Annotated in this window: 12 protein-coding genes; 5 read left to right on the forward strand and 7 right to left on the reverse strand. The window is 64.2% G+C overall.

Going from position 1 to position 12,006, the window contains the following annotated elements; translation table 11 throughout:
- Positions 1-136: 136 nt before the first annotated feature.
- A complete protein-coding gene (locus tag RHEC894_RS28890) occupies positions 137-949 on the forward strand; it encodes a TIM barrel protein (protein WP_085740106.1) in 813 nt (270 codons plus the stop codon).
- Positions 950-1,178: 229 nt separating this feature from the next.
- On the opposite strand, the gene cobM is transcribed toward RHEC894_RS28890, so the two are convergent.
- The gene (gene cobM, locus RHEC894_RS28895; RefSeq protein ID WP_085740107.1) at positions 1,179-1,937 is read right to left on the reverse strand and encodes a precorrin-4 C(11)-methyltransferase; all 759 of its coding nucleotides are present in this window, start codon (positions 1,935-1,937) and stop codon (positions 1,179-1,181) included.
- Positions 1,938-1,941: 4 nt separating this feature from the next.
- The gene (cbiE, locus tag RHEC894_RS28900) at positions 1,942-3,174 is read right to left on the reverse strand and encodes a precorrin-6y C5,15-methyltransferase (decarboxylating) subunit CbiE (protein ID WP_085740108.1); all 1,233 of its coding nucleotides are present in this window, start codon (positions 3,172-3,174) and stop codon (positions 1,942-1,944) included.
- On the opposite strand from cbiE, the gene RHEC894_RS28905 reads away from it, so the two are divergent.
- Positions 3,173-3,943 (forward strand): cobalt-precorrin-6A reductase, encoded by a 771-nt coding sequence (locus RHEC894_RS28905; protein WP_085740109.1) that lies wholly within the window; start codon positions 3,173-3,175, stop codon positions 3,941-3,943. The two genes, cbiE and RHEC894_RS28905, sit on opposite strands and share 2 nt — an antisense overlap.
- Here the strand turns inward: RHEC894_RS28905 and RHEC894_RS28910 are convergent.
- The 5 genes from RHEC894_RS28910 to cobF form a co-directional block, all read right to left on the reverse strand.
- Entirely contained in the window at positions 3,907-4,671 is a 765-nt protein-coding gene (locus tag RHEC894_RS28910; RefSeq protein ID WP_085740110.1) for a precorrin-3B C(17)-methyltransferase, read from the reverse strand. The genes RHEC894_RS28905 and RHEC894_RS28910 overlap by 37 nt on opposite strands.
- The gene (locus RHEC894_RS28915; RefSeq protein WP_085740111.1) at positions 4,668-5,399 is read right to left on the reverse strand and encodes a precorrin-2 C(20)-methyltransferase; all 732 of its coding nucleotides are present in this window, start codon (positions 5,397-5,399) and stop codon (positions 4,668-4,670) included. Before RHEC894_RS28915 ends, RHEC894_RS28910 begins: the two co-directional genes overlap by 4 nt.
- A complete protein-coding gene (locus RHEC894_RS28920) occupies positions 5,396-6,028 on the reverse strand; it encodes a precorrin-8X methylmutase (RefSeq protein ID WP_085740112.1) in 633 nt (210 codons plus the stop codon). Before RHEC894_RS28920 ends, RHEC894_RS28915 begins: the two co-directional genes overlap by 4 nt.
- A 2-nt stretch (positions 6,029-6,030) precedes the next feature.
- Positions 6,031-7,413 (reverse strand): precorrin-3B synthase, encoded by a 1,383-nt coding sequence (gene cobG, locus RHEC894_RS28925; RefSeq protein WP_085740113.1) that lies wholly within the window; start codon positions 7,411-7,413, stop codon positions 6,031-6,033.
- A gap of 73 nt (positions 7,414-7,486) precedes the next feature.
- Positions 7,487-8,251, reverse strand: a complete 765-nt coding sequence (gene cobF, locus RHEC894_RS28930) for a precorrin-6A synthase (deacetylating) (protein ID WP_085740114.1) — start codon at positions 8,249-8,251, stop codon at positions 7,487-7,489.
- A gap of 200 nt (positions 8,252-8,451) precedes the next feature.
- On the opposite strand from cobF, the gene repA reads away from it, so the two are divergent.
- The 3 genes from repA (at position 8,452) to repC (ending at position 12,006) form a co-directional block, all read left to right on the forward strand.
- Complete coding sequence (gene repA / locus RHEC894_RS28940) at positions 8,452-9,648, forward strand: plasmid partitioning protein RepA (protein WP_085740116.1); 1,197 nt, start codon at positions 8,452-8,454, stop codon at positions 9,646-9,648.
- Positions 9,645-10,637, forward strand: a complete 993-nt coding sequence (gene repB, locus RHEC894_RS28945) for a plasmid partitioning protein RepB (RefSeq protein WP_010068840.1) — start codon at positions 9,645-9,647, stop codon at positions 10,635-10,637. The genes repA and repB overlap by 4 nt, the downstream gene beginning before the upstream one ends.
- Positions 10,638-10,791: 154 nt before the next feature.
- Positions 10,792-12,006 carry a plasmid replication protein RepC gene (repC, locus tag RHEC894_RS28950; protein ID WP_085740117.1) on the forward strand — a complete coding sequence of 405 codons (1,215 nt, stop codon included), beginning with the start codon at positions 10,792-10,794 and terminating at the stop codon, positions 12,004-12,006.

Genomic DNA, 12,006 nt, shown 5'->3' on the forward strand with positions numbered 1-12,006 from the left:
CCGAAATTCTATCAGGAATGAGAGCCGGCGCTGGTGATGACGGATGGATTGCCCTGGGAATTCCGATAGAGATTCGCTCACCCATTCACGAGGAACCGCTCCGCTGATGTCGCGGAGACGAGGAGGAGAATCCGTCATGACTTCGATCCGCTTTGCGCTCAACCATATGGCCGCGCCGTCGCTCGCTATCGATGATTTCTTCGCGCTGGCAAAGTCGCTCGGCATCGATGCGGTCGAGATCCGCAACGACCTTTCCGGCAATGCCATTCTCGACGGCACCAAACCGGAAGCGATCAGAGAGGCCGCCGCCCGCCACGGGCTGACGATCATCTCGATCAACGCCCTGCAGCGTTTCAACGAATGGAATGAAGCCCGCGCTCGGGAAGCGCAGGAATTGATCGATTATGCGAGCGCCTGCGGCGCCAAGGCGCTGGTCCTCGTTCCGAAGAACGACGGCACCGGCTGCGCCGACGGCGAACGGCAGGCCAATCTGCGCCAGTCTCTGTCGGCGCTGAAGCCGATGCTTGAAAAAGCCGGCATCACTGGCCTGGTCGAGCCGCTCGGTTTCGAGATCTGCTCGCTGCGCTCGAAGACCGAGGCGGCCGAGGCGATCAGGGAGCTCGGCGCACAATCGACCTTCAAACTCGTCCACGACACTTTCCACCATCATCTTGCCGGCGAAGCCGCGACCTTCCCGGAGCTTGCCGGTCTTGTGCACATTTCCGGCGTCAGCGACCCTGCCGTTTCCGTTGCCGACATGCGCGATTCCCATCGTGTGCTCGTCGGCGCCGACGACCGGCTCGACAATGCCGGGCAGATCAAGGCGCTGCTGCAGGCGGGCTATAACGGCCCGTTCTCCTTCGAGCCCTTCGCGGCCGAGGTGCATGCGGTCAAGGACCCGGCCGGCGTGCTTCGCGCCAGCATGGAGTATCTGACCGCGCGGGTCTGAGACAAAATCTCCTCTGTTATGCTCGGCCTTGTGCCGAGCATCTGACCACTGCTGTTGGTTGACAGGAAAACTTTTCTTTTCAGGTACTTAATTGGACCGGCGTCATCCTCGGCACAAGGCCGAGGATGACGCCGCGGGTTTTGCAGGCTTGTCAACAAACCGAGGGCGAGCAGGCTCGCCTGTTATTGGGCTCCGAGAGGTCGCGCACCAGCGCGGCCATTTTTTGAAATTATTCCCGGCCCCTGAACCGGCGCTGATAGGCCGGGTCGTAGAGCGAGCTCTCGCGGAAATCCGCCGCTGCGAGCGACGGGCCGACGAAGATGATCGCCGTGCGTTCGATCGGTTCGGCCGCGACTTTCTCCTCGATATCGGAGAGCCTACCGCGCAGGATGCGCTCGTCCGGCCAGGAGGCCTTGACGACGATGGCGACCGGGCAATCGGCGCCGTAAAGCGGCGTCAATTCCTCCACCACCTGCTTCAGCGCATGGATTGCCAGATGGATCGCCAGTGTGGCGCCCGTCGCGCCGAATTTGGCGAGCGTCTCGTCATTCGGCATCGGTGACGCCCGGCCGGAAACGCGGGTGAGCACCACGCTTTGGGCGACGGCCGGGATGGTCAACTCGCGCCCGAGCACCGAGGCTGCGGCGGCAAAGGCCGGCACACCAGGCGTCATCGTATAGGCAATGCCGTGTTTCTCAAGCCGGCGCACCTGCTCCGCGACCGCGCTCCAGACCGAGAGATCGCCGGAATGCAGCCGGGCGACATCCTGGCCAGCCGCAGCGGCACTGAGATATTCCGCCTCGATCTCGTCGAGCGACATCGGCGCGGTATCGACGATGCGCGCATCCGCCGGGCAATATTGCAGCAGTTCCGGCGAGACGATCGAGCCGGCATAGAGGCAGACCGGGCATTGGGCGATGAGATCGCGGCCGCGCACCGTGATCAGATCCGCAGCCCCTGGCCCCGCGCCGATGAAATGCACCTTCATGCCGTTATCCTTTCGTCCAGCGCCACTGCGTTACCGGCATGGCCGGCCGCCAGCCGCTCATGCCGCCGACAGGCGCGGCGCGCGATATTTCGATGCGTGTCAGCGAGCCGCCGCCTTTTGCGTGTTCTGCGAGCAGCACGGCTTCCATCTCCAGCGTCACGGCGTTGGCGACCAACCGCCCTCCCTGTTTCAGCGCGGCAATCGCGGCATCGATGACGCCAGGCTCGCTGCCGCCGCCGCCGAGGAAGATCGTGTCGGGTTGCGGCAAGCCCGCCAGCGCGGCGGGCGCCGCGCCTTCGATGACGGCAAGATGCGGCACGCCGAAGGCCGATGCGTTTCGGGCGATGCGGGCGGCCCGCTCCGGCGACTGCTCGATGGCGATCGCCTTCACGCTGGGATCGGCCAGCATCCATTCGATGCCGATCGATCCCGAACCGGCGCCGATATCCCAGAGCAGCTCACCGTGACGCGGCGCGAGCGCCGACAGCGTCATCGCCCGGATTTCGCGCTTGGTGATCTGTCCGTCATGCTCGAAGAGATCATCCTCGAGCCCGGGGCTGAAAGGCAGAATGCGAGCCCCCTCCCCTGCCGCGATCTCAAGGGCGCAGACGTTGAGGGGATCGATGTCCACAAGATCGAAATCCGCCGCCACGACGCTTCTCTGCCGTTCCCGATCGCCGCCAAGCGCCTCGAGCACGGTCAGTTGCGACTGACCGAAGCCGGTTGCGGCAAGCAAAGTTGCGAGTTCGCGCGGCCCCTTCTCGTCCGAGGTCAAGGCGATGATGCGCCGCCCGGGATGCAGATGCGGCCGGATCAGGTCGATCGGCCTGCCATGCAGCGAAATCGCAGTGGCATGCTGCAGTGGCCAACCCAGGCGCGAGGCGGCAAGGCTGAAGGCCGAGGGCGCGGGGATGGTGCGCATCTCTGCCGCCGCCACGTGGCGGGAAAGCGTTGCGCCGACGCCGTAGAGAAACGGATCGCCGGAGGCGAGCACGACGACGGGCGTGCCGCGCCTTTGGAGGATGGCATCGATCGAGCGCTCGAACGGGCTCTGCCAGGAAAACGTCTCGCCTGATATCAGCGAGGCGGCAAGCGCATGGTGCCGCGCGCCGCCGAAGACGGCAGGCGCGGTGGCGATCAGCCGCCTCGCCTCTTCGCCGAGCCCTTCTGGACCATCTTCGCCGATGCCGATAATAGTCAGCCAGCGCGGGCTTGAGGCAGGAGAAAGATCAGACATGGGAAGACCTCGCATCCTGATCCTCGGCGGCACCGGCGAAGCGCGGCTGCTTGCCGAGGCGCTCGCGGCGCGGGGAGATTGCGATGTTCTTCTGTCGCTGGCCGGCCGCACCGAAAAACCGGCCGCGCAGCCGGTTCCGGTTCGCATCGGCGGCTTCGGTGGCGCTGCGGCGCTGGCCGATTTTCTGAAGGCCGGCGGATATGATCTGCTGATCGACGCCACGCATCCCTTCGCCGAGCGGATTTCCGCCAATGCCGCCTTTGCGGCCGAGGCGACCGGTATAACCGCAATCGCTCTGCGCCGTCCGGAATGGCAGCGCCTGCCGGGCGACCGCTGGCGCGACGTGCGGAGCATTCCGGCTGCCATCGCAGCGCTCGGCCCCTCCCCTCGCCATGTCTTCCTGGCGACGGGCCGGCAGGGCGCGCATCATGCGGAAGCGGCGCCGCAACATCACTATCTCATCCGCAGCGTCGATCCCGTCGAACCGCCCGCGGCGCTTGCCAATGTCGACTATGTGATTGATCGCGGCCCGTTCACGCTGGAAGGCGAAAGCGCCTTGCTGAAGCAGCACGGCATCGACGTCATCATTGCCAAGAACAGCGGTGGGACCGCCACCTATGCGAAGATCGAGGCAGCCCGCCTGCTCGGCATCGAGGTGCTGATGGTGGCACGCGCGGCGGCGTCCACCGTCAGGACGGTCGACACTGTCGAGGCGGCGCTGGCGGCGATCGATCACCTCTTCCCCTCCGCCATGAAACGCGGGGTATAGACGAGATCCGGCCGGCCCGGCCGCGTGACGATGCGCGTCTCGGCCGAGCCGATGATGATACAGGTCGCCATATCGGCTATCGTGGCATCGGCCTGCGCCAGCGGCTGTACCGCGATGCGCTCATCCGGTCGTCCGGCCGCGCGGCCGAAAATAACCGGCGTTGTTGCGGGCAGATGGTCGCGCAACAGCTTGAAGGCGTCGCCGAGCTGCCAGGGCCGCGCCCGGCTGATCGGATTGTAAAGGGCTATGACAAAGCCTGCCTTCGCCGCCAGCTCCAGGCGTTTTTCGATTATATTCCAAGGCTTTAGATTGTCTGACAGCGAGATGGCGCAGAAATCGTGGCCAAGCGGTGCGCCGGCCCTTGCCGCCACCGCCAGCATCGCCGTGATGCCGGGCAGGATGGTGAGATCGACCGCGCGCCAAGCCGCCGGCCCATTCTCGATCGCTTCGCAGACGGCCGCCGCCATGGCGAAGACGCCGGGGTCGCCGCCGGAGACGACGCAGACCTTGGCGCCGTCAGCCGCCATCGAGAGTGCCGCTCCGGCCCTGCTCAGCTCTTCGCGATTGTCCGAGGCATGGCGCAGCTGATCGTGGCGCAGCTGCAGCCTGTCGAGATACGGTCCGTAACCGAAGAAATCCGTTGCCTGATCGACGACGGCCAGCGCCTCCGGCGTCATCTGCTCGGGATTGCCGGGACCGGTGCCGATCACGAAAAGCCGGCCGCTCATCGGCTGCCCTCCCAGCCCGGCACCAGCACGAGCGAAAAATATGGCGCGTCGCCCTCGGTCCTGTCGGCAAGCTTTTCCATCGCGGCATTCGCCATGGTGCCGCGTTCGACATAGACGGCTTCGGTAAGCCGGCCGGCCGCCGCCAGGGCGCGACGGATCTTCGGCAGGTTGCGGCCGACCTTCATGATGACGGCGGCCTGCGTATCGGCAAGACGGCGGGTCAGCTCGGTCTCCGCCATAGTACCCGGCAGTACGGAAAGCACGTCGTCGCCCTGAACGATCGGCAGGCCGGCCAGCGACCAGCAGCCCGACATGGCGCTGATGCCGGGGATCACTTCCGTCGGGTAGCGCTGGGAAAGCCTGACATGCAGGTGCATATAGGAGCCGTAGAACAGCGGATCGCCTTCGCTGAGCACGGCGACCGTCCGCCCGGCATCGAGATGGCCGGCGACGGCCTGGGCGGAGCGATCATAGAACTCCGTGATCAGGCTCCGGTAGCTTTCGTCGTTCTTGTCGATCTCGGTGGTGACGGGATAATAGAGCGGCAGCAGCGTTATGCCGGGTTTCAACAGCGGCTCGACGATCGCCTTGCCATTGCCCCCCCTGCCCTGCTTGGCGAAATAGGCAATCGCGTCGGCGCCTTCGATGGCGCGGACGGCCTTGAGGGTCAAAAGTTCCGGGTCGCCGGGACCGGTGCCGACGCCGATGAGACGGCCTGGTGTCGTCATAGGCCCGGCCTCGCCAGTGCGTTGATGGCAGCCGCCGTCATGGCGCTGCCGCCGAGCCGGCCGCGCACGATGGCAAAGGGTACGCCATAGGAATTCTCGGCCAGCGCATCCTTCGATTCGGCCGCGCCGACAAAGCCGACAGGCATGCCGAGGATCGCTGCGGGTTTCGGGGCGCCGTCGCGCAGGAGTTCGAGCAGATGGAAGAGCGCGGTCGGCGCATTGCCGATCGCAACGACGCTGCCGCCGAGCCGGTCGAGCCAGAGATGCATGGCGGCGGCCGATCGCGTATTGCCGGTCTCGCGCGCCAGTTCCGGCGTGGCGGGATCGCGCAGCGTGCAGATCACCTCATTCAGCGCCGGCAACCGCGCCCGGGTCACACCGTGCGAGACCATTTCCGCGTCGCAGAAGATCGGCGCCCCGGCCTTCAGCGCGGCGCGCGCCGCATCCACGACGTCGGCGGAGAAGACGAAATGCTCCGCCGCCTCGACCAGCCCGCAGGCATGGATCATGCGCACGGCGATTTCGGCCTGCTCTTCGCTGAAGCGCGAGAGATCGGCCTCGGCGCGGATGATCGCAAAGGAACGCTCGTAGATCGCGTCGCCGCTGCGGATATAATCGTAGTCTGGCATTCTTATTCCTGTCGCAGCGCCTCTAAAACGCCGGTTGCGCCAAGCCGTGTAAGGCAGGCGGCAGCCGATTCGCCAGCGCTTCTGTTGTCTTCGATGGACCGGGCGAGCCTCTCTATAGCGAAATCGATCCGACCGCCAGCGATCCGTTCATCCGGGCGATCCCCTGCCGATCCGTTGAGGATGAGGTCGTAACCTTCGGCCGTGCCCGAAAGGGTCAGCGCCGGCCGGGCATGGGCGCAGCCCTTGGCGCAGCCGGAGAGATGCAGCGTCAGCGAACCGTCGAAGAGGGCGGGTGCCGCGACAAGGATGCGGCGCGCCAGCGCCCTCGTCTCATAGAAGGCAGAGCCACAGGCGCCGGCGCCGGCACAGGCGGCGATATGTTCGCTGCGCTCGCCGGCCTGCGCGCTGAAACCATGCCCGGCCGCTGCGATCTGCATAGCCGGCACTGTATTTGCGGGCAGCCCGATGAGGAAGAAACCGCGGCCGGGTGCAAACCGGATGGCGGTTGCGCCATGGGCGCTGGCGAGATCGATGAAGGCGGTCAGGTCGGCTGCCCGCATCTGTCCGAATTCCGGCCTGATGCCAAGTACCGTTTTGCCGTCTGTTAGCCGATGCAGGCCGGAAAGCGGCATGCTTACTGCAGGTGACGGAGCGGCGCGAAGGTTATCCGCAGCGGGAAAACGTGCCCGCAGAAGCGCCGGATCGATATGCCGTGCCCGCCTGCCCTGTCCGAGCGCTGCCAGCAGGCTCAGAATTTCGCCGACGGCCGATATCGCCGCCGCCGCAGGACCGATCGCCACGGGCGTTGCCGTCTCGTCATCGCCATTGATCGCGACAAGCCAATCGGCGTCAGACAAGGCGACGAGACGGATATCGGCGGAAAGTGCCGACAGATTGAATGCTCCACCGCCATCGACGACGACCGACAGTTTCGGCGCAAGCCGCGGCGAGGCGAGGCGATCGCGGAGCGTGCCGCGCAAGGCCAGTTCCATTGCCGCCGGATCGCTTGTCTCTTCCGGGTCGATGCCGTGCAGCGGCGAGATCTCGATCGTCGGTCCATCCGGCACGGTGATCCCGGCGGCATCGATATCGGCAGCGAGCCGGCCGACGGTGTCGGCCCGCAGCCCGCGGATCTGCAGATTGCCGCGCGCGGTGATCTCGAGAATGCCGTTTCCGTGCGCCGCAGCGGCGCGGGCGAGGCTTGAAAATTGCGACAGCGTCAAGGCGCCGCCAGACGGTCGCAGCCGCACCAGCAGGCCGTCGCCGGTCGGCATCGGCGCGGCAAGGGCAGGGCAGGCGCCGCGGGCACGGATTTTCGCCGTGGGGCGACCGTGCCGATCTGTCTCGCCTGTCCTGTCGATTACTGTGACGGCCTCAATGCCCATGCTCAATCCTCTGACCATGTCTTACATGATCGCAGCCGGTGCGGCAAAACATGATGGAAACGGTTCTGGCCGGCTATTCCTCGAAATCCTGCCCCTTGCGAAGGAGATAGATGTCCATGATCCAGCCGTGCCGTTGCCTGGCCTCCGCCCTCAGGGTCAGAATGTCGGCGGCGATATCGCCGAGCCGTCCGGATCTGACGATCTCATCCCCGGTGCCGAGATAGGCACCCCAGAAGATCTCGGCATCGGGATCGTCGATTTTCGCAAAGGCCTGTTCGCCGTCGAGCATGACGACCGTCGAAGCCGCCTGGAGCCCGTCCTGCGCCAATCTGCGCCCGGTGGTGATCTCGATTGGCTTGCCGACAAGGTTGACCGGGATTTTGTGACTGGCCGCCAGGGCCTGGATGCTGGTGATGCCGGGAATGACACTGTAATCGAAATCCAAGATGCCTACCTGCCGCACGCGTTCGACGATACGGATCGTGCTGTCGTAGAGACTGGGATCGCCCCAGACGAGAAAGGCGCCGCTGCCATTATCCGGGAGGCTGGAGATCAGCTCTTGATAGATGCGGGCGATCTCGCCGTGCCAGGCGTCGACGCTTTGTGCGTAGCTTCTATCCGCCGTCTGCCTTTGCGGCACCTCGAATTCTGAAATACTGACGTCTGGCCGGGTGATGTAGCGTTCGCAGATGTCACGCCGAACCGCGGCGAGCTCTTCCTTGTCGGCGCCCTTGACCGGCAGGAAGATCGCATCGGCTGCGTTCATCGCATTGATCGCCTGTATGGTGACGTGCTCCGGGTTGCCCGTGCCGATGCCGATGATAAGGATGTGCCTCAAGCCGATACTCCCGTGATTCCTGGCGGTCTTGCCGAAAAAGCCGGCTCGCCGCAAGGGCGCAGCAGCGAGTTGGCCGCGGCCAACCGAGCCTGTGGACGCGCCGGAGCCCTATTCTTGCTGCAAATCCCGAATCGTGTCACTTTCGATACGCTTTTTGACGCTATATTGACAGAAAAGCGCATCGAAAAGGATTGGGTGTTTTGGACAACATTAGCGTATCGACGACAGATGTGCGGATCGAGCGGCATGCGAACCAGCTTTCGCGGCAGTTGAAGCTCCTCCGCGACAAGCTGTTCCCGCCGCTCGCGCAGAAGACGCTGCGCACATTCTCCTCCGGCGAGGCGGCGCAGATGATCGGCGTTTCCGACGGTTATCTTCGTCAGCTTTCGCTCGACGGCAAAGGCCCGCAGCCGGAGCTTTCCCAGAACGGCCGGCGCTCCTATACGCTCGGCCAGATCAACGAATTGCGCCATTATATGGCAAAGCTCAAGCCGAAGGACGCGCTCAGCTATCTGCCCTGGCGGCGCCCCGGCGAGAAGCTGCAGACGGTTGCCGTCACCAATTTCAAGGGCGGCTCGGCCAAGACGACGACGACGCTTTATCTGGCGCAGTATCTGGCGCTGGAGGGTTACCGGGTGCTCGCCATCGATCTCGATCCGCAGGCCTCGCTGTCTTCCATGCTTGGCGTCCAGCCGGAATTCGATCTTGCCGACGGCGATACGCTCTATGGCGCCATCCGCTACGATGCCGGCCGCAAGCCGCTGAAGGACATCGTCCGCAAGACCTATTTCGACGGGCTCGATCTGGTGCCGGGCAATCTCGAACTGATGGAATTCGAACATGAGACGCCGCGGGCGCTCAACGATCGCCAGAGGCCGGCGGAACTGTTCTTCCGCCGCGTCGGCGTTGCCATCGCCGAGGTCGAGGCCAATTACGACGTCGTGGTGATCGACTGCCCGCCGCAGCTCGGTTACCTCACGCTCGGCGCCGTCTGCGCCGCCACGTCGCTGCTGATCACCATCCATCCGCAGATGGTCGATGTCGCCTCCATGTCGCAATTCCTGCTGATGACTTCGGATCTGCTCTCCGTGGTGCGCAAGGCCGGCGGCGATCTGCAGCATGATTTCATCAAATACATCGTCACCCGTCACGAGCCTTTCGATGCGCCGCAGTCGCAGATCGTTGCGTTGCTGCGCAGCCTCTTCGGCGACGACGTGTTGACGGCGACCATTCTCAAATCGACGGCGATCGCCGATGCCGGCCTGACAAAGCAGACGCTTTTTGAAATCGAGAAGGGGCAGGTGCGGCGCTCGACCTATGATCGGGCGCTGGAATCGGTCAATGCCGCCAATGGCGAGGTTCTCGCCGGCATTCACAAAGCCTGGGGCCGCACATGAGCAGACGCGATCGCCTGAAAGGCCTGTTCGACGATACGGCGCAGGAGTTGGCCGCGGCCAACTACGAGGAGACGTCTTTACGCGGATCGGCCGGGCCGGTGCGGACGATGGCGCTGACCCTCGGGCGCATGGAGGAAGAGAGCAGGGCGATGGAAGCCGCCTTGCTCTCCGGCGAACGCATCGTCGAACTCGACCCGGATCTGATCGATTCCTCCTTCGTCCGCGACCGCCTTGCCGATCAGCTCGATATCGAGGACGAGCTGGTGCAGTCGATTGCCGAGAACGGCCAGGAAGTGCCGATCCTCGTCCGCCGTCATCCCGATGACGAGGAGCGCTATCAGATCGCCTACGGCCATCGCCGGCTGCAGGCCATCAAGCTGCTCGGGCGCAAGGTGCAGGCGATCGTTCGTCAGCTCGACGATACCGATGTCGTCATCGCGCAGGGCATCGAAAATTCGGCGCGGCGCAATCTTTCCTATATCGAGCGTGCCGTCTTTGCCTTCAATCTCGAGCTCAAGGGCTTCGAGCGGCCGGTGATCATGAAGGCGCTGTCGACCGACAAAACCGAGCTGTCGAAGCTGCTATCCGTGGCAAAAGCCATTCCGGCCGAGATCGTCAGGTCGGTCGGCGCCGCGCCGGGCATCGGACGGCGCAGGTGGATGGCGCTTGCCCAGGACTGGAACGGGCTGACGGCCGCCCGGCTAGCGAAGCTTATTGCCTCGCAAAATTTCCGAGCCGAAGAGAGCGACCGCCGTTTCGAGCTGTTGGTTGCCGAGCTCGCCAGGAAAGAGGCCAAGCCCGAAGCCACGGAATATGACTGGAAGCCGAAGACCGGCGGCAAGATTGCCGGCCGAATCAAGAGCGCCGGCAATTCCTTCACGATCGCGTTGAAAACCGGCGACGCGCCGGATTTCGGCGCTTACATTTCACGTCGCCTCGATGAGCTTTACGAAGCCTATCGGGCCGGCAAGTTGCAAGCAGGAGAGTAGGCCGCAAAAGAAAAAAGCCTCCGAACGTTGCCGCCGCGGAAGCCTTTCTCATATCTGGACAATCTGAGAATCGCACTTCCTCGAATCACTGTCAAGCGTCTTCGGCATCCTTTTGGGTGGTAGGTTTCTTTTGCCTTGAAAAAAGGTGAGGGACATGGAGCCTCAATATGTATCGACGCCCTTTGGGCGGCGATCGATGACGCTTGGCATGCTGGCAAGCCAGGAAAATGCCAGCAGGGTCGATCCGGAAGCATCGGTCGACAAGTGGAAGATCTTTCGTTCGCTCTGCGAAGCAAAGGAGCTCGTCGGCGTATCAGATCGTGCGCTCGCGGTTCTCAACGCGCTGTTGACCTTCTACCCGAAGAACGAGATTGCCGAGGCCAATGGCTTCGTCGTCTTTCCCTCGAACGAGCAATTGTCGCTGCGCACGCATGGCATGGCCGGCACGACGCTGCGGCGGAACCTGGCGATGCTGGTGGAGGCGGGGCTGATCATCCGCAGGGACAGCCCGAACGGCAAACGTTTTGCCCGTCGCAACGGCGAGGGCGGGCTTGGAGAGGCCTTCGGCTTCAGCCTGGCACCTCTCCTTGTCCGCGCCCGCGAGATCGAGGGGCAGGCGGCCGAGGTGATGGCTGCCAAGCTCGAATGGAAGCGCCTGCGGGAGCGGCTGACGCTTTGCCGGCGGGATATAACCAAGCTCATCGAGATCGCGCTGGAAGAGCAGATTGCCGGCGAATGGATCGAGATGCAGCGGCATTTCAATCTGCTGTCCGCCAGCCTGCCGCGCCGCCCGTCGGCCGCCGAGATGCAAAGCCTGCTGGCCGATCTCGAAGCCTTCCGTGAAATGATCGTCAAGACGCTGGAATTGAAGACGAAAACAGAAAAAACAGACGCCAATGACAGCCAAAACGGTCGGCACATACATAATTCAAACCCACACCCCCAATCTGAACTTGAACCAAGCTTCGAACCGAAGCAGGGCGCAAAGCCGGAGGACGAACCGCGGCCGTGGCGGGAGCCGCCGAAATCCTTCCCGCTTGCCATGGTGCTGCAGGCTTGCCCGGAGATCGTCGCTTACGGGCCGGGCGGCGGGATCGGCAGCTGGCGGGATCTGATGGCCGCAGCCGTCATCGTCCGATCGATGCTTGGCGTCAGCCCGAGTGCCTATCAGCTGGCCTGCGACGTCATGGGGCCGGAAAACGCCGCCACGGTGATCGCCTGCATTCTGGAAAGGGGCGGTCATATCAACTCGGCCGGCGGCTATCTGCGTGATCTCACACGGCGGGCGGAGCGCGGCGAATTCTCGCTCGGTCCGATGCTGATGGCGCTGATGCGGGCAAATGGCCCGGTAGCGAGGAAAACCGGATGA

It is taken from the genome of Rhizobium sp. CIAT894 (assembly GCF_000172795.2).
Taxonomy (GTDB): Bacteria; Pseudomonadota; Alphaproteobacteria; order Rhizobiales; family Rhizobiaceae; genus Rhizobium.

Excerpts from the sequence above, each read along its gene's own strand:
- RHEC894_RS28890 (WP_085740106.1), top strand. The coding sequence starts at position 137 with ATGACTTCGATCCGCTTTGCGCTCAACCATATGGCCGCGCCGTCGCTC.
- cobM (WP_085740107.1), bottom strand. The coding sequence starts at position 1,937 with ATGAAGGTGCATTTCATCGGCGCGGGGCCAGGGGCTGCGGATCTGATC.
- RHEC894_RS28905 (WP_085740109.1), top strand. The coding sequence starts at position 3,173 with ATGGGAAGACCTCGCATCCTGATCCTCGGCGGCACCGGCGAAGCGCGG.
- cbiE (WP_085740108.1), bottom strand. The coding sequence starts at position 3,174 with ATGTCTGATCTTTCTCCTGCCTCAAGCCCGCGCTGGCTGACTATTATC.
- RHEC894_RS28910 (WP_085740110.1), bottom strand. The coding sequence starts at position 4,671 with ATGAGCGGCCGGCTTTTCGTGATCGGCACCGGTCCCGGCAATCCCGAG.
- RHEC894_RS28915 (WP_085740111.1), bottom strand. The coding sequence starts at position 5,399 with ATGACGACACCAGGCCGTCTCATCGGCGTCGGCACCGGTCCCGGCGAC.
- RHEC894_RS28920 (WP_085740112.1), bottom strand. The coding sequence starts at position 6,028 with ATGCCAGACTACGATTATATCCGCAGCGGCGACGCGATCTACGAGCGT.
- cobG (WP_085740113.1), bottom strand. The coding sequence starts at position 7,413 with ATGGGCATTGAGGCCGTCACAGTAATCGACAGGACAGGCGAGACAGAT.
- repB (WP_010068840.1), top strand. The coding sequence starts at position 9,645 with ATGAGCAGACGCGATCGCCTGAAAGGCCTGTTCGACGATACGGCGCAG.
- repC (WP_085740117.1), top strand. The coding sequence starts at position 10,792 with ATGGAGCCTCAATATGTATCGACGCCCTTTGGGCGGCGATCGATGACG.